The organism is Thalassotalea fonticola (assembly GCF_032911225.1).
GTDB lineage: Bacteria > Pseudomonadota > Gammaproteobacteria > Enterobacterales > Alteromonadaceae > Thalassotalea_A > Thalassotalea_A fonticola.
Genome location: NZ_CP136600.1, coordinates 863,405 through 883,984, shown reverse-complemented (window position 1 = coordinate 883,984; position 20,580 = coordinate 863,405). Strand labels below are relative to the sequence as shown.

Annotated in this window: 17 protein-coding genes; 8 read left to right on the top strand and 9 right to left on the bottom strand. The window is 37.6% G+C overall.

What is annotated here, in order from left to right; all coding sequences use genetic code 11:
• Nucleotides 1-31: 31 nt before the first annotated feature.
• Nucleotides 32-841, top strand: a complete 810-nt coding sequence (ppsR, locus tag RI844_RS03580) for a posphoenolpyruvate synthetase regulatory kinase/phosphorylase PpsR (protein WP_348397099.1) — start codon at nucleotides 32-34, stop codon at nucleotides 839-841.
• Nucleotides 842-942: 101 nt separating this feature from the next.
• Entirely contained in the window at nucleotides 943-1,989 is a 1,047-nt protein-coding gene (locus RI844_RS03575) for a 3-deoxy-7-phosphoheptulonate synthase (RefSeq protein WP_348397098.1), read from the top strand.
• Between the two features lie 73 nt (nucleotides 1,990-2,062).
• On the opposite strand, the gene RI844_RS03570 is transcribed toward RI844_RS03575, so the two are convergent.
• From RI844_RS03570 to RI844_RS03550, 5 genes are all read right to left on the bottom strand, one after another.
• Nucleotides 2,063-2,419, bottom strand: a complete 357-nt coding sequence (locus RI844_RS03570; protein WP_348397097.1) for a hypothetical protein — start codon at nucleotides 2,417-2,419, stop codon at nucleotides 2,063-2,065.
• The gene (locus RI844_RS03565; RefSeq protein ID WP_348398311.1) at nucleotides 2,416-2,886 is read right to left on the bottom strand and encodes a low molecular weight protein-tyrosine-phosphatase; all 471 of its coding nucleotides are present in this window, start codon (nucleotides 2,884-2,886) and stop codon (nucleotides 2,416-2,418) included. Before RI844_RS03565 ends, RI844_RS03570 begins: the two co-directional genes overlap by 4 nt.
• 377 nt (nucleotides 2,887-3,263) lie before the next feature.
• Nucleotides 3,264-3,716, bottom strand: a complete 453-nt coding sequence (locus tag RI844_RS03560; protein ID WP_348397096.1) for a hypothetical protein — start codon at nucleotides 3,714-3,716, stop codon at nucleotides 3,264-3,266.
• A 304-nt stretch (nucleotides 3,717-4,020) separates the two neighbouring features.
• Nucleotides 4,021-5,166 (bottom strand): metallophosphoesterase, encoded by a 1,146-nt coding sequence (locus tag RI844_RS03555; RefSeq protein ID WP_348397095.1) that lies wholly within the window; start codon nucleotides 5,164-5,166, stop codon nucleotides 4,021-4,023.
• A 133-nt stretch (nucleotides 5,167-5,299) separates the two neighbouring features.
• Nucleotides 5,300-8,359, bottom strand: a complete 3,060-nt coding sequence (locus tag RI844_RS03550; RefSeq protein ID WP_348397094.1) for a TonB-dependent receptor domain-containing protein — start codon at nucleotides 8,357-8,359, stop codon at nucleotides 5,300-5,302.
• A 326-nt stretch (nucleotides 8,360-8,685) separates the two neighbouring features.
• Between RI844_RS03550 and RI844_RS03545 the strand changes: the two genes are divergently transcribed.
• Entirely contained in the window at nucleotides 8,686-10,824 is a 2,139-nt protein-coding gene (locus RI844_RS03545) for a winged helix-turn-helix domain-containing protein (protein ID WP_348397093.1), read from the top strand.
• A gap of 130 nt (nucleotides 10,825-10,954) precedes the next feature.
• On the opposite strand, the gene RI844_RS03540 is transcribed toward RI844_RS03545, so the two are convergent.
• On the bottom strand, nucleotides 10,955-12,307 hold the full coding sequence (locus tag RI844_RS03540) for a leucyl aminopeptidase family protein (RefSeq protein WP_348397092.1): 1,353 nt from the start codon (nucleotides 12,305-12,307) through the stop codon (nucleotides 10,955-10,957).
• Between the two features lie 273 nt (nucleotides 12,308-12,580).
• On the opposite strand from RI844_RS03540, the gene RI844_RS03535 reads away from it, so the two are divergent.
• The 3 genes from RI844_RS03535 (at nucleotide 12,581) to RI844_RS03525 (ending at nucleotide 16,154) form a co-directional block, all read left to right on the top strand.
• Entirely contained in the window at nucleotides 12,581-14,410 is a 1,830-nt protein-coding gene (locus RI844_RS03535; protein ID WP_348397091.1) for an SLC13 family permease, read from the top strand.
• A gap of 101 nt (nucleotides 14,411-14,511) precedes the next feature.
• Nucleotides 14,512-14,925, top strand: a complete 414-nt coding sequence (locus RI844_RS03530) for a LexA family protein (protein ID WP_348397090.1) — start codon at nucleotides 14,512-14,514, stop codon at nucleotides 14,923-14,925.
• Nucleotides 14,913-16,154: a Y-family DNA polymerase gene (locus RI844_RS03525; RefSeq protein WP_348397089.1), complete on the top strand. Its 1,242-nt coding sequence runs from the start codon at nucleotides 14,913-14,915 to the stop codon at nucleotides 16,152-16,154. The genes RI844_RS03530 and RI844_RS03525 overlap by 13 nt, the downstream gene beginning before the upstream one ends.
• Nucleotides 16,155-16,179: 25 nt before the next feature.
• On the opposite strand, the gene RI844_RS03520 is transcribed toward RI844_RS03525, so the two are convergent.
• The 3 genes from RI844_RS03520 to aroG all read right to left on the bottom strand — a co-directional run bounded on the left by RI844_RS03520 (nucleotide 16,180) and on the right by aroG (nucleotide 18,271).
• Nucleotides 16,180-16,617: a universal stress protein gene (locus tag RI844_RS03520; RefSeq protein WP_348397088.1), complete on the bottom strand. Its 438-nt coding sequence runs from the start codon at nucleotides 16,615-16,617 to the stop codon at nucleotides 16,180-16,182.
• A 209-nt stretch (nucleotides 16,618-16,826) separates the two neighbouring features.
• On the bottom strand, nucleotides 16,827-17,213 hold the full coding sequence (locus RI844_RS03515; protein ID WP_348397087.1) for a DUF2750 domain-containing protein: 387 nt from the start codon (nucleotides 17,211-17,213) through the stop codon (nucleotides 16,827-16,829).
• 2 nt (nucleotides 17,214-17,215) lie between these two features.
• Nucleotides 17,216-18,271: a 3-deoxy-7-phosphoheptulonate synthase AroG gene (aroG, locus tag RI844_RS03510; RefSeq protein ID WP_348397086.1), complete on the bottom strand. Its 1,056-nt coding sequence runs from the start codon at nucleotides 18,269-18,271 to the stop codon at nucleotides 17,216-17,218.
• A gap of 483 nt (nucleotides 18,272-18,754) precedes the next feature.
• Between aroG and add the strand changes: the two genes are divergently transcribed.
• Nucleotides 18,755-19,759 (top strand): adenosine deaminase, encoded by a 1,005-nt coding sequence (add, locus tag RI844_RS03505; RefSeq protein ID WP_348397085.1) that lies wholly within the window; start codon nucleotides 18,755-18,757, stop codon nucleotides 19,757-19,759.
• Between the two features lie 33 nt (nucleotides 19,760-19,792).
• Nucleotides 19,793-20,506 (top strand): purine-nucleoside phosphorylase, encoded by a 714-nt coding sequence (gene deoD / locus RI844_RS03500; RefSeq protein ID WP_348397084.1) that lies wholly within the window; start codon nucleotides 19,793-19,795, stop codon nucleotides 20,504-20,506.
• Nucleotides 20,507-20,580 lie beyond the last annotated feature (74 nt).

Genomic DNA, 20,580 nt, shown 5'->3' with positions numbered 1-20,580 from the left:
ACTTTAGTAAGTTTTTAAATTAGGTTACATAATGCGCGCAGCTTTTTACATTTCCGACGGTACAGCAATAACTTCAGAAGTTTTTGGACATGCCCTATTGTCACTTTTCCCGCTTGAATTTGAGCACATCACCATACCTTTTGTTGAAACTATAGAAAAGGCTGAAGAAGTAAAGAAACAAATTAATCTAACTTATAAAAGAACAGGTGAAAAACCGTTTGTTTTTCATACCTTTGTAATACCAGAAACGCGTGAAGTTATTGATAGTTGTGAAGGTGTTATTTATAACTTTTTGGAGCACTTTGTATCGCCTATGGAAGAACAACTTGGCGTACAAGCTAAACCGAAAGCGCATCGTACTCACTCAATTCATGAAAATAGTTATGACTATAGAATAGACGCAGTGAACTTCGCGTTGGCAAATGATGATGGTAGTAAGGTGACTGATTATGAGCATGCTGATGTTATTTTGGTCGGAGTCTCTCGTTCTGGCAAAACGCCATCGTCGCTTTATTTAGCCCTGCAATATGGCATTAAAGCCGCTAACTACCCTTTTACTGATGACGATATGGATGAATTAAACCTACCGCCATTTTTGAAAAAGCATAAAAAGAAAATCTTCGGCTTAAGTATTGCGCCAGATCGTTTACATGAAATTAGAGATGGCCGAATGGCAAATTCTAAATATTCTTCGGCAAGACAATGTCGAATGGAAATACGTGAAGTTGAAAAGCTTTATAAGAAAGAAAAAATTCCGTTTATCAATACCACTAAGCTTTCTGTTGAAGAAATTTCGGCCAAAATTCTATTAGAAACTGGCTTACAACGGTATAAATACTAGAATTACTTAACTGAGATCATAAAATTATAAAAAAACGGTTCCCATAGGAGCCGTTTTTTCCTATATTAGCGCCAGAATTAGCTTAAAAGTAAAGTACTTACATGACTATAAAAACGGATGAATTTCGTACCTCACTCATCGATCATTTAATTTCACCGGCACAACTTGCACGTGATATTCCTATGACTGATGATATCGCTGAGTTTATTATTCAATCTCGTAAAGACATTGAAAAGATCATTAGTGGTGAAGATAAACGACTATTGGTAGTGATAGGCCCATGTTCAATTCATGATCCCGAAGCGGCGTTAGATTATGCCCAAAAGCTAAAGGTTTTTCAGGAGCAATACAAAGACGAATTATATATTGTAATGCGTGTTTATTTTGAAAAACCACGTACTACGGTGGGTTGGAAAGGATTAATCAGCGATCCTGACTTAGATAAATCGTTCAATGTAGAAAAAGGCTTACACCTGGCTCGCGATCTATTAGTCAAAATTAATGCCATGGGCTTGCCTGCAGCCACAGAATTTCTAGATATGGTAACTGGTCAGTATATTTCTGACTTGATCAGCTGGGGCGCAATTGGTGCTAGAACGACAGAATCTCAAGTTCATCGGGAACTGGCTTCTGCCCTGTCTTGTCCTGTTGGTTTTAAAAATGGTACAGACGGTAATGTAAAAATAGCCATAGATGCTATTCATGCCTCGCGCGTGCCGCATGTATTGTATTCACCAGATAAAACTGGGCAAATGTGTATTTATCGCACTGCCGGTAACCCATTTGCACACGTAATATTACGTGGTGGTAAAGAGCCAAATTATGCGCAAGAACATGTTACTCACGCTTGTCAGCAATTAGATAATGCCAAATTAACACCAAGTATTATGGTTGACTGTAGTCATGGCAACAGTGAAAAAAATCATGCTAAACAGATTAATGTATCATTAGACTTGGCTGAACAAATTAAAGGCGGCTCTACCAATATCTTTGGGGTGATGATTGAAAGCTTCCTAGTAGAAGGTAATCAAAAAGTGGTTGACGTAAACGACCTTATTTACGGTCAAAGTATTACTGATGCTTGTGTAAACTTACAGCAAAGTGAAGAAATTTTAAATATTTTGCAAGATGCAATAAAAGCTAGGTAATCATTAAACTTTTTTCTGAAATAACTGAGGCTCCATTTGGAGTCTTAATTATTTACCGGCATATGAATTTAAATTACTTAGTTATCGTGCATTTACTAGGAAGTTCAAAAGAATAGCGATTAACTTCGCTAATGCGTATCAACCCAGCATAGTCATTGGCAAAGCCATCAACTTTTTCATTTAAAATTTGCCCGCGAAATTCAATATACATAGCTTGATAAGGGTTAGTTTTATTGGCTTTATAATACCTCTGCATTTCAATACCAGCCCAGTCAAAACTTACCCAATAATCAGTCGTTGAATCACACGGTTTAAAACTGTGAACTTCAGGCCCCCAAGTATAAATTCCTTTATAAACTTGCTCAGTATTTGCTAGAGCATTGTTTGTAAAAACAATTGTTAAGTAAAAGAATGGTATAAATTTAATCATAAATTATTAATGGATGCTAACAAACCATCACTGGCATCTTCAATTAAATCAAGCACTAGCTCAAAGCCTCTGCTACCACCGTAATAGGGATCAGGAACTTCAATTTCATTAAAGTTTTCTCCATATTCTAAAAACAATTTAATTTTATGATGATGCTCTTTTGGAGCCAAATCAACTAGGTTATCGTAGTTATCATTATCCATAGCAAGTACTAATGAATATTTTTCAAAATCCTCAACCACCACCTTACGTGCAAATAAATCACTAAAGTCATAACCTCGTGCTTCACCAGCTTTTTGTGATCTGGCATCAGGTTTGTGACCTACGTGATAACCAATGGTACCAGCAGAGTCAATTTCGATATCAACACCCTGCTCTTTTGCTTTGTGGCGAAATATTGCTTCAGCGGAAGGTGAACGGCATATGTTGCCCATGCAGACAAACAGTACGCTTTTTATTTTATCAATTTCCATAATTTACTCTACACACCTTTATTTACAATGTTATTAAGCATTTTTATAAACACAATCATAATTTACCTAAAATAGATTTTAAAAGGTATAAAAACATTAGGCGTTGATGTCTTTTTAGCATGTTTTGCCCTAAAAATTAACGCTGCTTCTTTCAGATTTCAGGTCTAGCCTTCCCAATTCTATAGGTTGATTTACTTTTAAGATTAAATTGGCATCTCATTAATAATGTAGTCGTCAACTAAATTTGACCATAGTTTTATATCAAGCCAATTTTTTTCTCTGACTCATTTGGCGATAAAGCAGCATTTTGAAAGGTGCCATAACTAAGCATGAATACTTATTTCATACTTAGTTAGGGCAATACGGCAATGTTATGATTTAAAAATTAATTTCCTTAATCTATATTCACCTGTTAATTCACGTACTTCAGGGTATTTAGCCGAAGTTTCCTGTGATATTTTTTGATTTTCTTCGCCCCATTTTTTCATAAAAGCTTCATATTTATCTTTATTGGGCTCTAAGTCTTCAGCACTTGCAAATGTTACAGTTAACACTAAATTGAAGTCACCGCTTTGCGGTAGCTCACTGCTCCAAATGTTCCAGTCTTGGATATAGCCAAGTTCTTTTTGCAGCTTTACCGCCTTTATCCAGCTGTTTGTTAATCCTGCTAAATAAACATCTTCCATATTTGGGTCAACTTTAACAGTTGTTACTGACAATACTTCTTTACTTAACTCATAATCTTCAAAAATTTCTAACCTGTCCTTCGCTACAACATGCAGGCTTACAAATAGTGTTAATATAAATATACTAATTTTTTTCATTATTGTTTCTCCATAAATTATTGTCTCCCTTTTGCACCACATAAATCGCATAAGGCTCAAATAGTATAGATAAGGATTGATATTTTGCACTTTTGGCCAAAATATTTCGATGCTGAAAAATGAACAGGCGATCTGTTGAATGTCTGAGAGCGAAGGATTTTTATTTAAGGGGGTTAAGATTTAGGCTCCAGCTTTACTTTCGGTACTTGTTACCGACGGTGTTCCACCACCGATATCCATATTTTAATACCTCCATCCTTGGAGTCGTTCATCGGGGTTACAGGCCTTTATTGATGTGAAGGGTTTATTTTTTTATTAATAGCTCTTCTATTGGTAGCTTATTCCCTTCAGGAGTACCTCTTATCATCTTACTATTTCTAATCAATAGAATTTCGCCATATTCTCCCTTTTTAATACTACTATCAATTGCTATAACTCTGCCTTTGTAGCGACTTTTTATGTGTGTTTGAGAAGTGTGACCAACCACAATATGGTTAATGTTATAAAAATTTAACAAACTGTTTATTTCTTCATTGGTAGCTAAAGGCTCTTTAAAGTAGCCTCGATACCAAATAGGTCCATTGCTTTTGTGCAAATAATGGCCTAATACGGTTCTTTCATTAGGTAATGAAGGTTTAATTAAATTCGCCATAAATTCTTGATTTAGTGCTTCAAGGCTTAATTCTTTTTTTACTAAGTCGGGATGAAACCCACCATGGGCAAACAAAGTATCGTTTATTTTAACCAATACATTTTTAGATCTTAACCATTGCCCTAATATCGTATTATCACCGTACAAGCTACTATACGATTGCTCTAGTATCTTTTCTACTGCTCGGTATTTGGGGTGTAAATAACGCAAATCATTATTAAGTACCATAGTTTCATGATTACCCAGCAATAAATGTACCCTACCACCCTGCTTTATGGCTTGTTTTTCCAAGTTAAACAGAAACCATAGTATTTCTGTTACTTTGTCACCACGATCAAATACATCGCCAGTTATCACTAAATGACCTTTCGCGAAAGACCAATGTCCAGTTTCATCAATTACACCGTTATTCTTTAAAATTTTGGCCATTAAGTCATATTGGCCATGAAAGTCACTAATCGCGGCAATAGGATGCTGTGTGTTAAATTCTATATCTGTTTTAAGTGTCACATCACTAATTTGATAGTTAGTGAGCGTTTTTTTACCAGAACAGTCAGTAATTGCCACTGATTGCTCTTCCCATTTAAACTTCTGACTTAATTTATTGTTTTCACAAATCTTAGTTATGTTGGTAATTTCAAAATCTCCATCAATAAAAACATAAGGACCGTCATTTATTTTTTCAATATTTGCTACTTTAGTTTGAGCACCTTGCTGCGCATTGCCGGAGGTTTGCAATGTAATGAATGTTATTAAGGTTACAGTCCCTAATAACACAAAACTTGGAAATATCTTCATTAAAATCTCGAATAAGTAAAAAGCAGAAAAAGAAAAAGCTCCATGTCCGTATAGAGCTAAAGAAACACTTTCTTTTAATGGCTAAATCCTTTTAGCCATCTAGGGAGTATAGATTATAAGTATTTATTTAAAGTTAAAACTTAACTTCAGTACCTAAGTATACGAAGCGGCCAACACCACCATCGTATTTACTGTCATAGTTTCCTATACCACGCTCGTAGTTGTCGCCAGTACGTGGAATAAATGGTCCTTTATTGTCAAACACGTTGTTTGCTCCACCAAATAGTCTGATTTCAGTGTTGTTATAATCAAACGCATACGATACAGAAACGTTATGCTTGATATAAGAACCGTAGTACAAGTACTTTGGAGTTTCCGGGTTAGCGATACAATCTTCATTAGCTGCAGCACAATTTGCATCATTTTCAGCGAACAATTCTTTGTAATCATCAACACGATCATGAGCATCAACTACCGGGCCTTTGTACTTAGTACTCCAGCGCACACGCCAGCCGTCTTTATACCAAGCGACAGATGCCGATGCTTTATCTTCAAATATACCAGTATCTAATTGGCCGTTATTATCAAGCTCAACTAAACCATCATTACCTTCAAACGATTCTGTATGCTCAATTACATGAGTCATATCACCTTTAAATTTCAAACGACCATAATCATTTAAATCAAGTGAATATTGAATTGCAACATCGTAACCACTGGTTTTTAACTCACCAACGTTAATTTGGCGTTGCAGCATCTCAATAATTTGACCTTCATCATCTCGAGTTATGTCAGCACAAAATGGGTTTGAATCACCAAATGCAATAGATGAGTTATAACATTCAGAAAGCAATTCTTCATTGCCAATTTCTGAAATCGCATCTTCAACAGTAATGTTGTAGTAATCAATCGCAATATTAAAGTTGTCGATAAAGCTCGGGCTCATGGTTACACCAAAGGTATAAGTATCGGCAGTCTCTTCTTTAAGGTTTTCATTACCCGCACCAGGACCGTAACCATTATTGTCATCTTCAAAAACAAAATCAGGATCTGCTGCTAGTTCTGCAGCAATGCCTGGCTCTAGGCGACAATTAGCATGGCCGTCTTCGGTAGAAGTGGCACTGGTACCATCACAAATATCGGTATAAGTATCGTAATCACCACGTGGTGGTGATAATAACTCAGTAATATTCGGTGCACGTTGCGCACGAGCGAAATTACCACGTACCATGTAACCATCAATTGGCTGCCATGTTAAACCAACTTTATAGCTCGACATTAAATCAATGCCTTCATGACTGTAATCTGCAACACGTACAGAAGTTTCTGCATCTAATCTTTTAGCGAACGTTTTATTTTTTAATAGTGGAAAGGCCAATTCTGCAAAGGCTTCATATACATCGACATCACCAGTAAAACTAGGTACTAAGTTAAAGGTGATACCACCGTATTGATGACCCTCGTCCGTACTTACCGTTTGTTCATCTCGACGATATTCTGCACCAAATACGGCAGCAACAGGTCCTGCAGGCATTTCAAATAAATCACCGGCAATAAAACCTAATACGTTAATTTGTTCAATTTCAGTATCAATGGTTGGTGTGGCTCTGATCCAATCCGCCATTTCTTCGGTAATAGAGCCTTCACCAAAAATATTTAACGGCACACAACCTTCAGCTCGGGCATCAGCATCGGCACATTGAATGGTTACACCATCATCTGCATATTCTGAATCTAAGGCTTGTGACGTTCTTACTGTATTTAATTCATTTAAACGTTTTTGGTTTTGTTCAAACTTACCGTAACCAACAGATACATCCCAATCCCAGTCGCCATCAAACATTGTACCTTGCAGGCCTGCCCATGTTCTTACCGTTTCACGTTCGTTATCGGTAGTTACATTACCTACTTCATAAAAACGGCGATCCCAACTAATGCTACTGCCGGCATTATCAGCAATAATTGCTGGTGCGAATGGATTATCGGTAGATATTCTTCCAGGACGAACTCTATCAAGTTCGCCTGTTTCAGGATCAATAATTGGTACATAAGCACTTTCATATTCATCTTCAGGTGATTTAACATTTACAGAGGTATTGTTTGAGTATTGAACTTGAAATGAAGCAACAATGTCGTCAGTAAGATCATAATTAACTTTTAAAGCAGTAGCTAAACGATCATTGGGTGTTTTAAGTTTATCCCATTGACGCGAATTTATGCCGTCTCGTTCTTCTTTCCAGCCAGTTTGCAAACCGTCAGCGGTATAAAAGAAGCCGCCATCAGAGAAGTCATTGCCTTCTTCAAATACACCACCTTTAGTACCATCACTGCGTTCACGCCAATCAGCTTGAGTGATATCACGCATACATTGATCGCCATCAACAGTGTTCATTTCGTTACAAAGTTCGCTAGTGTTATAATCATAACTTGCTTCAATAGCTGCGCGATCTCGATCTGATACATCAATACCAAATTGGCGATCCCAAGTTGAACTAATGAACATATAACCACGGCCATCGCCAAATTCAGTACCAAAGTCGGCATCTAAAGTGAATTCTCTGCCACCACCTTCAGGGGTTTCACCGCCACGAGCTTGAAACTCAAAGCCTTCTTTGTTTTGTTGAGTAATAATGTTTACCACACCAGCAATCGCATCTGAGCCATACGCTGCAGAAGCACCACCAGTAATAACTTCAACTTTTTCAACCATTCCTGTTGGAATAGTAGTTAAACTTACATAGTTACCACTGTAACTATTAGATACTACGCGGCGACCATCGATTAACGTTAATGTTCTGTCAGTGCCTAAATTACGTAGGTTAACCGTTGAAAGGCCGGTAGCACTTACTGAAGATTGGGTGTTCATATTACTTGAACTTTCGCTGATGCCTGGTACTTCATCAACTAGCACTTCTGATAATGACCCTAGGCCAGTATCTAAAATAGTTTCTTTATTTACCGTAACCAATGGGGTTGCCACACTAAAACTGTCACGACGTAAGCGTGAGCCCGTTACGGTAATTTTTTCAACTTCTTCATCTTGAGTTAAGGCATCTGTATTTTCTGCTACCTTATTCTCTTGTACTACACGGTTTACGCTTTGTTCTTCTTCAGCAAGTACCTGTGGTGCCATTAACGTTGCGCCGCCAAGAATTACTGATTGAATTGCCAGAGTGATTAAATTCTTTTTCATCACTGCTCCCTTATGTATTAAATTTTAATTTCTAATAGTTTTATTATTTAAGGCCTCAATAGTTACGAGGCGGTCACAACAATGTAAAATTAATGTTGTAAGAGATTTTTAAAGAATGAGGCCGAGAGACTCAACCTTCTAAGGGTCTTTTCTACATCTTTTAAATATCTATCCCTTATAAAACAATACATTAGGAGTTATTAACCATTGAAGAATTAGTTCATTTAATTGAAATAAATATTCTAATTAGTTGAGTTATTCAGTAAATAAACTTATCATTTATGTCGCTTATAGCCCGTATCCTAAAACAACAAGATTTTTTGACCATGTATCAAGAACACCCATATTCCCTATCTACAATCAAAGTGCAGCCTAGTGATTTCAGTATTATTTTTAATACTGGAGAGAAGATCCAACTGCAGCCAAAATTAATCGAAGTGTTGGGATATTTAGCCAGTCAGTACCCTAGAGTTGTGCCAAGAGAAGAAATTATCGAAAACGTTTGGGAAGGTAATAGTTATGTTGGCGAAAAAGCGTTAACCAATGCTATATGGAACTTACGGCAAAAGTTACACCTAGAAAATCAAACAGAAATAATAGAAACAATTCGAAAAAGTGGTTATAGATTACTCGTTAAGCCTGAATTTGAAGGCAAAGCTAACCAGCAAGTAGACGTCAATAATAAACATGCAGACAATAATGTTCACAAGTCAAATGTTTATAGCTTACTATCGCTCAAGAGCGCTTTATTTACGTTAGTTTTATTTGCACTTACATTCATGATTTACTTGCAGTTTTTTACTAACAACAGTTTAAAACACCCCATATTAGAGCAGATTACTACAAATCCTGGTAATGAACTTTTTACTTCGCCTTCACCTGATGGGCGATACATAGTGTATCAATGGATGACCCCTGAAGGTACAGCAAATTTGTATATGCGCGACAGAAATCAGCCGCAATTAAAAGCCACACAACTTACCTATGATAATGCCGAGCAAGGTTTTTCAGTGTGGAGTCCTGACGGAAGTTTTCTATACTTTGCCAAAAAGGATAAAAAAAATAACCGTTGCGATATTATCCAGATGAAAGTAAGAACCAATGAAGAAAAAATTATTGGTCAATGTCCACTAAAAGGACGTTACTACTACGTAGATATCTCTGCAGATGGCAAAACACTTGCCTATCATGGTAAAGATACAAACGATATTTCTTCGGGGATATATTTCTTAGATTTAACATCTACAGATTTCAACAAGCAAAGGTTTTCTTGTAAATTGAACTGTATCTACCGCGACCGTGATATGTCTTTTTCACCGGATGGGCAATTTATTGCCGTGACACGAAGATACAGCATATTTGAAGAGAACATTTTCTTAATTAATCTAGTGACTAAAGAAGAAAAACAACTGACCTTTTCTGAAGAAGACATTGTTGGCTTAACTTGGCACCCAAATGGCAATTACATCGTTTTCGCTACACAACGAGCTGATATTCGCCAAGGTTATATGGTTGAACCGGATTCGGGCATTATCACTAATTTAAATGTAGAAGGCTTTAGCTACCCAAAGTATTCAAGTCAATCGTTTGAATTGTTTTTTCAGCATAGATTAGAGCATTATCAAGTCTCTAGTTTATCGGTTAATCCTGATATAATTGCAAGTCCATTTCCTGTTATACAATCTAAATTTAACCATTTATCCGCGGATTATTCAGATAGTGTAAAGAAAATTACTTATGTCTCTAATGAATCGGGATTTTACGAGCTATGGGCTGCTAATGTCGATGGTACTCAACGCCAACAGCTAACCTTTATTGAAGATACGGTAAGGTACCCTAAATGGTCAAATGATGGTTCTAAAATTGCTTTTTTATCGGCAAGTCGCACTGGCAAAGGTGACAATATATATATTTTAGATTTCACTTCTAAAAAATTAAAACAATTAAATAGCACTTTTTATCAACATAATCGTCCAACGTGGTCATTTGATGATAAACATATTCTCTCAGCTGTTTATACTGATAAATATACTGATTTGCATCAATTTAATCTTACTTCAGGGGAAAATAAAAGAATAACTTTTGATGGTGCAAGAATAGGTGTTCTACGTAATGGTTATCAACTGTATTATTCTCGAGTCTCGGGTGGTTTATGGAAAATGGACTTAAGTTCTGACCACCCAACAGCGAAGCAATTGCTGGATAAAAAAATATTTAATACGGTATACAGTTGGGGGCTCAGCAAAGATGGTATTTATTTTAACCAAAATACCAGTAACACTACAAAATTGAAGTATTATAATTTTAGCAACGATGAGATCAGCACCTTTCTAACTCAACCTAAAAATGCCGTTGCAGGCTCTACAAGCTTAACGCTTATCGATGAACAACAACTTTTACTATTTACAGGCTCTAGCTTTCCTCAAGCTGATATTAAAAAATTGCAACATCCCTTATTACAATAATATAAGGCGCATGTTCCACTGTAGATTAAAGGTTGAATACTTACAAAACTACAATAATAAAAGCTCGTACCTTTATTCAAAGTACGAGCTATATAAATTTAACAAGATATTCGGAACAACCTTTATCCTATTATTGGTAACGTGATTGCAAATAATCAAATACCGTACGAATACCAAAAGCTTCGCCGCCTAACGGTCGTCCTGGTAGTTTTCGAATATTCCAAGCCATCACATCAAAATGCAACCAATCAGTTTTCGGGTTTACAAATTCTTGTAAATACAAGGCAGCAGTAATTGCGCCAGCAAATGGAATGGTTGCACAATTAGTGATATCAGCCACTTCACTGTTGAGTAGGCTTCGATAATCCCTATACAAAGGCATACGCCAAACTGGGTCGTTTATTTTCGAACCTAAGCTCATTAACTCATTAGCAATTGCATCGTTATTAGCAAAGAAACCCGGTAACTCTGTTCCAAGCGCAACGCGCATAGCACCGGTTAACGTGGCAAAATCAATCAGTAAATCAGGATTGTCATTATTTGCCTCATCTAATGCATCACATAATACTAAGCGACCTTCTGCATCGGTATTGTCAATTTCTACCGTTAAACCTTTACGCGTAGTAACTACATCACCAGGGCGCAACGCATTACTCGACACAGCATTTTCAACCGCAGGAATAAGTACACGTAATTGCACGGGTAAATTATGCGACATGATTAATTGAGTTAGCCCCAACACATGAGCCGCTCCGCCCATATCTTTTTTCATGTTGCGCATGCCCGCTTTCGGTTTAATGTCTAAGCCACCACTGTCAAAGCATACACCTTTACCAACCAGAGTAATCAATGGATCACCAGCTTTGCCCCAAGTTAAGTCAATCAACCTAGGTTGATGCACACTTGCACGCCCTACTGCATGAATAGTTGGGTAATTTTGCGCTAATAATTCGTCACCGATAACTTGCTCTACAGTACCACCATATTGTTCTACTAGAGAAAGCGCTGTTTGTCCTAAGTTTTCTGGCATCATGTCTGCTGCAGGCGTATTAACAAGATCACGTACTAAAGAACTGGCATTAGCAAATCTTAATGCTTTTTCAACTAAGCTCTTATTATCTATCACTAATGTAGCAACTGGTGAAGATGTTTTGTATAAATCAAATTGATAACAGCCCATTACCCAACCAAAGGCAATCGCTTCTTGTAATTCTTCATCGGCATGCAATTGGTAATGATTAATCGGTAACAATTTAGCGAGGTCGCCGCAGGAAAAATAGTGGCTGGGATTTTCAAGAACCACAACCACTTTTTGTAGTTTTCCTGATGTATCAGGAATTAATGATACGCCATTATTTGCTTTCGTTTGTTTTAGCCATGTTTGTACTTGTTTAGTTTCACTCAACAACCAACTTTCAAAGTCTTGTTGGCAAACAATAAACAATGGAACAGTGGTGTTTTCAGTCGTGTTTACTAAGCTCATTTCTTTCCTTAAGGTATGCAGAGATTGAACAATTAAACTAATTATCTCATCAACAGAGGTTTAGTTAAAACCTTTACAGCTGTTTTTTATATCTATTTTTATTCTTCCTCTACTTTTAAGAAAAAACTTATAAGAATTAATAACCTAAAATAAGTTATTGGCATAAGAGCTAAGATCATATAGCATCAAAATTCTGTACGTTATTAAAAATCGATTATAGTTAATTGGAGTTAATCCAGTTAAGTTAACTTTACCAATAACAAAGAGTGCTAAATGACTATACCTGATCTCCCCAATAATCATGCCTTAGCGATGTTGCTAATAACGATTATCGCCTTATATTTTTTTCGTCGTGATGATATTCCTCTACAAACCTCTTCTTTAGCGGTAATCGCTATATTAGCGTTGGTATTTACTGTCTTTCCGTTTGAAGATAATGGCGTTCACTTAGAGCCATCTTCACTTTTTTATGGCTTTGGTCATGAAGCCCTTGTAACCGTCTGTGGATTAATGATCATCGGTCATGCTTTAGTAAGAACAGGTGCACTTGAACCTATTGGCCGTAATTTAGCCAAGCTCTGGAAAATAAGCCCTACTCTCTCGTTATTGGTTACTTTACTTGTTGCCGGAACATTAAGTGCGTTTGTAAATAACACGCCTATTGTAGTGTTATTTTTACCGATATTAATCAGTGTCGCGATACGGACAAAAACTGACTCTTCACCGATGTTATTACCAATGGGGCTGGCTACATTGGTAGGCGGTATGACAACAACGATAGGTACATCGACCAATCTCTTAGTTGTCAGTGTTGCCAGTGATATGGGCTTTCGCCGTTTTGGTATGTTTGACTTTGCCCCGCCGGCTTTAATCGCTGCCGCAATCGCTATTATATATTTGTGGCTAATTGCACCAAGAATTATTCCTGATCGTACGCCTTCTTTACCTGATACATCTCCGAGGATCTTTGGCGGATATTTAAATATAAATGAAGAAGGCTCATGTGTAGGTAAAACCGTTGCTGAAATAAGAAAGCTTACCGATAATCAAATGTTGATAGAGTTTATTCAACGTAAACCCGATTACCGCAATGTTATTCCCCTACCCGATACAAAAATTAAAGCCGGCGATCGCTTAAAAGTTAAAGATTATCCAGACAGGTTAAAAGAATATGAAACCGTTTTAAACGCGACATTGCATACCGAGAAACATAAAGTAGACTCTGAGCACCCTTTAGTTGAAGAAAAACAAACCTTAGCCGAAATTGTCGTTATACAATCGTCTGGCCTTAATGGCCAAACCTTAAAGCAAGCTAATTTTAAAGAGCGTTTTGGTGTAGCCGTATTAGCTCTGCATCGTGATGGTAAAGCCATGGACCTTGGCCGCAGAAGTCTAAATAAGGTGCCAATTCAAACAGGCGATGTACTACTTGTTCAAGGTGACGATGAGCAAGTAAATGTCCTGAAGGCAGCGCGTGGTTTGCTTATTATTGATGGCGCGGCAAACTTGCCCTACTCTAAAAAAGCTCCCCTTGCTCTTGGCATTCTTATCTCTGTAATCTTAGTCGCGGCTTTAGGGCTATTGCCCATTGCAGTAAGCTCTCTCTGTGGCGTATTGATATTATTAGCAACAAAATGTATTAACTGGGATGATGCATCTTCAGCATTAAGTAGCCAAGTGATCCTCATCGTTGCGGCATCACTGGCACTGGGTGCAGCGATGATGAAAACAGGTGGCGCTGAATATATGGCACAAATGTTTGTTGCCTTAGCGTTTGATTTGCCTCCGGCAGGTATTTTGTCAGCGTTAATGCTGCTGCTTGCTGTACTCACCAACATTGTTTCCAATAACGCTGCTGCAGTTATAGGTACGCCTATAGCAATATCGGTTGCTAATCAGCTAAACGTACCGGTAGAGCCGTTTGTATTAGCGGTATTATTTGGCGCTAACTTAAGCTTTGCCACACCAATGGCTTACAAAACCAATGTATTAGTAATGAATGCAGGTGGTTATAAGTTTTCTGACTTCATGCGTGTAGGCATACCACTTATTATTTTAATGTGGGTCACCTTGTCATTTGTTTTAAGTTGGATGTATTTGTAGAGACGTATTTTAGCAAGCGTTTTCTCTACTTATTGAACAACAGATTGTTTCTTTTTTCCTTCAAAGCACCTATACTGTACATATTTACAGTATAGGTGCTTATGAAAATAATTCCGATATATGCAGAAGCTGGAATTACTGGCTTTGAATCTCCTGCAGCAGAATACAAAGAGCTAGGTTTATCATTAGATCAACTATTGATAAATCATCCCGATGCCACCTTCATTGGCCAAGCCAGTGGTGACTCGATGCAAGGCGTAGGTATTTATGATGGTGATATTTTAATTGTTGATCGGTCACTGAATTGTAAAAACGGCGATGTGATAGTCGCTAACTACAATGGTTGCTTTGTTTGCAAAATTCTCGATAAAGTACAAGCAAGGTTAGTTTCAGCATCATCAACACACTCGCCTGTTACCATTACCCGTGGTGATGACTTTCAAATTGAAGGTGTCGTTACCCGTTCTATTCGCTTACATCAGCAAGCGCCAGAAATCATCGCATGTATGCTTTAGTTGATGCGGTATCTTTTTATGCTTCGGCAGAAAAGGTTTTTGATCCAAGCATAAGAAACCGTCCGGTTGTGGTGCTAACCAATAACGATGGTTGTATTTGTGCTGTTTGCCCTATTGCCAGAAAGCTTGGCATTCCTAAATTTAAGCCTTACTTTCAAGTAAAAAATTTTTTAGAAAAGCACAGTGTTGTCGTACGCTCATCAAATTATGAGTTATATGCTGACTTATCAGAAAAGATGATGAATGTTATATCGCGATTTTGTGACAACCAGCATATCTACTCGATTGATGAAGCATTTCTGTCTTTTAACAATTATGCCTGTATTAATGATTGGCACGATTATGGTCAGCAAATACGCAAAGCTATTTGGAAAGAAACTCGTTTACCTGTGGGTGTAGGCTTTGGCTCTACGCCCACATTAGCCAAAGCCGCGAATCATGCCGCCAAAAAACTCAGTGGCTTTAATGGCGTTGCCATAGCCGATACTCATAAAAAAGATATTTTGCAACGCATGACGGTTGAACAAGTTTGGGGGATAGGTTCAAAGCTTGGCGCTAAGCTTAACGTGCTTGGGGTAAAGTCGGCGTTTGATTTGGCCAAGCAAAATCCGAAACAAATGCGTAAACAGTTTTCAGTGTTGGTGGAACGCACCATTAACGAATTAAATGGTATCAGTTGTTTGTCATGGGATGATGTAAAGCAGGCTAAAAAAGAAATATTTTCAACCCGTTCATTTGGCCAGCGTCTAACTGATTTTAATGCGTTGAGATCGGCATTAGTATTTCACGCCTACATTGTTGCCAAAAAAGTCCGTGAGCAACAATCACTGATCAAACGTATCAGTGTCTTTGCTTCAAGCTCTCCGCACGATGATGACTATTACAAAAACGCTGTGCAGGTGCAGTTTGCTTCACCAACCGATAACACTTTATACATTGCCTCCTGTGTAGCAACCGCGGTGCAAAAAATATACTACCCTGGAGTTAGATTTTATCGTTGTGGCGTTGGCGCAATAGAATTAGATACCAATATTTATCAGCCTGATTTATTTGCCAAAGACACTAACAATATTGAATTAATGCAGTGCCTTGATGCCATTAATAACCGCTATGGCTCAGGCACATTACAACTTGGCGCAATGAACACAGAGAAATTTCATATGCGACGCGAGTTTATGTCGCCAAGATTTACCAGCCAATGGCAAGATATTCCTAAAATACACTGCTAGAAACAATCTGATAAAACCATAATAATTAAGGCACTAGCACAACGGGAATACCAACAACATGAGCTAATTTATTGGCAACACTACCGAGTACTAAATCTCCAAAGACTGAACGCCCCCTACGCCCTAGAAAAAGCATATTGGCGTGTTCATTTTTAACTTGCTTACTCAATTCGTGCACTGGCTCACCAAAAATCAACTCACTTTCAAGGGGGATATTTTTTTCACTAAATTTAGCAATTAATGGCTTTATTACCTTGTCATTAATTCGTTTTTCTTCATCTTCACGGTTAAAAACAAAAGGGTCCACGCCGCCCACACTAATGGGTGTTATGTGTGGCCATTGCAAAACATAAACAAGCTTCACTCTGGCATCAGTAAATTCGGCAAGGTGTATAGCGCGCTCAACAGCTCTGTAACTCCATTCACTACCGTCAATACCAACAGTATATAAAACTTTATTCATTACTATACTCCTTCATTTAATCAAGTAAATTGCTTAGAACAGTGGTGTTTTTAGCCGTAAAATTTAAACGGTATTACACTTTAAATTATAGGGTATAGGAGGCTTTTCTTTTAATTAAACACCCTCAATGTGATCTAGATCAAATGAAAAAGGATATTAATTAAAAGGCGCTATAATGGCGCCTTTAGGGAAGTTATTGTTGCGTGAGGTTAATTCTTTCGAGCTAATTTTGTGAGTTTTTTATCTAATACCTGATTGAATTCCCAAGGGTAAAATACTTGCCCGGTTAGTTGGGTGGTTGGGAAAATAATTAAACATAAATCATCTTCTTCCATACCCGGTAACCATTTTTCTTTTAGCTCATCAAAGCTGATAAGTTTTGGCTGACAGTGGTCCCATTCGTCAGTCGCCCATAATGAAGCAGTTTCTTCTGTCGGCCAAAATGGCACGTAATCTTCTTCATTTTCAGTAAGCATTACCGCGCCGTGTTCGTCGGTTAAGATCCACGTTTGACGCTCGCTCATTAAATTCTGCATGAACAATTCATAACGTTGCTCATCAGAAAGTTTTACACTGTTTTTATCAATTAGAACCATAATTAGCCCTGCATACGTTGAGTAGAAGCTTTCGCCAGTTTCTCTAATAATACTTCAGTATCTTGCCAGCCAATACAGGCATCGGTGATACTTTGACCATAAGTTTCAACTTTATTATCAACAATATCTTGACGACCTTCTACCAAGTGGCTTTCAACCATTACACCAAAGATTGATTCATTACCGCTGGTCATTTGCGTACATACATCATCACAAACAAGCATTTGGTTCTCAAACTTTTTACTTGAGTTGGCATGACTGAAATCTACCATAATTTTAGCAGGTAAATTTACCGATTCTAGCTGTTCAGTAATTGCGTTAACATCTTCCGCTTGATAATTAGGCTTTTTACCGCCACGTAAAATGATGTGACAATCAGGGTTACCTTTGGTTTCAACAATAGCTGAATGGCCTAGTTTAGTTACTGATAAAAAGTGATGCGGAGCACTGGCTGCGCCTATCGCATCTATGGCAACTTTAATCGTGCCATCAGTACCATTTTTAAAGCCAACAGGACAAGATAAACCAGAAGCTAATTCACGGTGTACTTGTGATTCTGTGGTGCGAGCGCCAATTGCTCCCCAACACATAAGATCGGCCATATACTGCGGGGTGATCATATCTAAGTATTCACCGGCAGTTGGTAAGCCCATGTCGTTTAATTCTAGTAGCAATTTACGACCAATACGTAAGCCTTCATTGATTTGGAAACTACCGTCTAAATTAGGGTCATTGATTAGCCCTTTCCAGCCCACCGTAGTACGCGGTTTTTCAAAATAAACACGCATCACAATTTCAAGGCTGTCTTTGTATTTATTGCGTAATTTGTTTAAACGGCTGCCATATTCAAGCGCCGCAATAGGATCGTGTATTGAACATGGGCCAATAACCACTAACAAACGATCGTCTTTATTATTTAAGATGTTACTAATAGCGTCGCGACCACCAACAACACTTTTCGCAACTTTTTCATTCATACGATAGCGCTCGAGTAAAGCGACAGGAGGTAAAAGTTCTTTAAGTTTGTTAATACGAACGTCATCAGTTTGATAAAGCATGTTATTCTCTTTACGGGTAATTGTCTTAGTTAGGTTATTAATACCAAGTCCATTAAATAATTGATCATTTAGCGAGAATTAAAAGGATTATATACAAGGCATTGATTACAGAGAATGGTTGTTCCCTTGTCAAAATCAATAACGCAGTAGATAAGCCTTTTAAACTCGCCCTTTGGGAACTTGTAATAGCCGCGATAACTGCGCCAAATTGGTTTAATATAGAAATAACTATATAAAATAAATTTGGCTTGTTCTCCCGACTATTACATAGTTCTAAATTGGTCAATTATTTAATGGAGTTGGTATAAGTGCAATCTAACAGTGTTTTATAAACAAGCCAATGATAAATTGCCGCAAATGCTCTAATTAGGCAATTAATTCAAATAAATCATAAAAGCATCAATAAATTAGCAAACTAATCTATATTTATAATGGTTTGTTTTTATATAATAACTTTTACAAAATTATGCATAGGACCTGACAATGGTTAATGACACACTTCCCCTTATTGACTTACATCGACACCTAGACGGTAATATTCGTCCAGATACAGTTTGGGATTTAGCAGAGCAAAATGGTATTGCCTTACCTGTTGAACATTTTAAAGATTTTCTTCCTCATGTGCGCATTCAAGATAAAGCCAGTGATTTAATGGAATTTTTAGAAAAGCTCGATTGGGGTGTTAATGTATTGGCAAGTCTTGATGACTGCCAGCGCGTTGCCTATGAGAATGTAGAAGATTTATCTCTTGCCGGTATAGATTATGCTGAGCTTAGATTTTCACCTTATTACATGGCAATGAAGCACAGCTTGCCAACGGCAGATGTTGTAGCCGCTGTTGTTGAAGGAGTAAAACAAGGCTGTAAAGAATTTAATGTTAAGGCCAATTTGATTGGTATTTTAAGCCGTACTTTTGGCCTGGATAAATGCCAACATGAACTTGACTCACTGCTAGCCCACAAAGACTCTCTTGTTGCAATTGATTTGGCCGGTGACGAGCTTGGCCAACCGGCAGAGTTATTCACCGAACAATTCAAACAAGTTTCAAAAGCGGGCTTAAATATTACCATTCATGCTGGCGAAGCAGCCGGCCCTGAAAGTGTATGGCAAGCCATTAAATTGTTGAATGCGCAGCGTATCGGCCATGGCGTAAAGAGCTATGAAGATAAACACCTATTAGATTACTTAGCTGCTAATAACATTACTTTAGAAACGTGCCTAACCTCTAACTACCAAACAGGAACAATTAACAGCATAAGTGAGCACCCTATCCATACGTTCTTAGAACATGGCGTTAAGGTTTGTTTAAACACTGACGATCCGGCTGTTGAAGGTATCGAACTTAAACATGAATACAAAGTTGCTAAGCAACAACTGGGCTTAACGAGCCAACAATTAGAAGATATCCAATTAAACGCGTTAAATGCTGCGTTTATCAGTGATTCTGAAAAACAAACTTTACTGACTGAAAAGTCAGCTAAAATATAACTTACAAAAACTTATAAGCAGGAATTATTCAATATGGCAACTCCACATATAGAAGCTAACGTCGGCGATATAGCTGAAACAGTATTAATGCCAGGTGACCCTTTAAGAGCAAAATTAATTGCAGAAACATTTTTAGAAGATGCCGTATGCTTCAATACTGTTCGTAATATCTTCGGTTATACCGGTACATACAAAGGCAAGCGTATTTCGGTAATGGGCTCTGGTATGGGTATTCCTTCTATATCCATTTATGCCACAGAACTTTATAAAGATTACGGTGTTGAAAATATTATTCGTATTGGTAGCTGTGGCGCAGTATTAGATGACGTTAACATGATGGATGTAATTGTTGGTATGGGCGCAAGTACGGATTCAAAAGTAAATCGCATGCGCTTTAAAAATCATGATTTTGCCGCAATTGCTGATTTTGGTTTAATGAAAAATGCGGTAGATGCCGCGTCGAACTTAAATAAGCCAATTAAAGTCGGAAATATATTTACCGCTGATTTGTTCTATACCCCTGAGTTTGAATTTTTTGACACTATGGCCAAACTCGGAATTTTAGGTGTTGAAATGGAAGCTGCAGGTCTTTATGGCGTTGCCGCAGAATATGGTAAAAAAGCTTTGTGTATTTTAACGGTGAGCGATCATATAAAGCGTGGTGAAAGTTTATCGGCAAACGATCGACAAACATCATTTAGAGACATGATGGAAATAGCGTTAGAGTCTGTGTTACTGCAAGACTAGAAGGTTTAGAACCATAATCCTATAAAAAATGGCACTCATTGAGTGCCATTTTTATTATATCTTTACGACATTAA

What these genes read in the sequence shown, in the direction of transcription:
- RI844_RS03540 (WP_348397092.1), bottom strand. Translation starts at nt 12,307, where the DNA reads ATGAGCTTAGTAAACACGACTGAAAACACCACTGTTCCATTGTTTATT.
- ppsR (WP_348397099.1), top strand. Translation starts at nt 32, where the DNA reads ATGCGCGCAGCTTTTTACATTTCCGACGGTACAGCAATAACTTCAGAA.
- RI844_RS03535 (WP_348397091.1), top strand. Translation starts at nt 12,581, where the DNA reads ATGACTATACCTGATCTCCCCAATAATCATGCCTTAGCGATGTTGCTA.
- add (WP_348397085.1), top strand. Translation starts at nt 18,755, where the DNA reads ATGGTTAATGACACACTTCCCCTTATTGACTTACATCGACACCTAGAC.
- aroG (WP_348397086.1), bottom strand. Translation starts at nt 18,271, where the DNA reads ATGCTTTATCAAACTGATGACGTTCGTATTAACAAACTTAAAGAACTT.
- RI844_RS03570 (WP_348397097.1), bottom strand. Translation starts at nt 2,419, where the DNA reads ATGATTAAATTTATACCATTCTTTTACTTAACAATTGTTTTTACAAAC.
- RI844_RS03560 (WP_348397096.1), bottom strand. Translation starts at nt 3,716, where the DNA reads ATGAAAAAAATTAGTATATTTATATTAACACTATTTGTAAGCCTGCAT.
- deoD (WP_348397084.1), top strand. Translation starts at nt 19,793, where the DNA reads ATGGCAACTCCACATATAGAAGCTAACGTCGGCGATATAGCTGAAACA.
- RI844_RS03550 (WP_348397094.1), bottom strand. Translation starts at nt 8,359, where the DNA reads ATGAAAAAGAATTTAATCACTCTGGCAATTCAATCAGTAATTCTTGGC.
- RI844_RS03530 (WP_348397090.1), top strand. Translation starts at nt 14,512, where the DNA reads ATGAAAATAATTCCGATATATGCAGAAGCTGGAATTACTGGCTTTGAA.
- RI844_RS03525 (WP_348397089.1), top strand. Translation starts at nt 14,913, where the DNA reads ATGTATGCTTTAGTTGATGCGGTATCTTTTTATGCTTCGGCAGAAAAG.
- RI844_RS03520 (WP_348397088.1), bottom strand. Translation starts at nt 16,617, where the DNA reads ATGAATAAAGTTTTATATACTGTTGGTATTGACGGTAGTGAATGGAGT.
- RI844_RS03545 (WP_348397093.1), top strand. Translation starts at nt 8,686, where the DNA reads ATGTATCAAGAACACCCATATTCCCTATCTACAATCAAAGTGCAGCCT.
- RI844_RS03515 (WP_348397087.1), bottom strand. Translation starts at nt 17,213, where the DNA reads ATGGTTCTAATTGATAAAAACAGTGTAAAACTTTCTGATGAGCAACGT.
- RI844_RS03555 (WP_348397095.1), bottom strand. Translation starts at nt 5,166, where the DNA reads ATGAAGATATTTCCAAGTTTTGTGTTATTAGGGACTGTAACCTTAATA.
- RI844_RS03575 (WP_348397098.1), top strand. Translation starts at nt 943, where the DNA reads ATGACTATAAAAACGGATGAATTTCGTACCTCACTCATCGATCATTTA.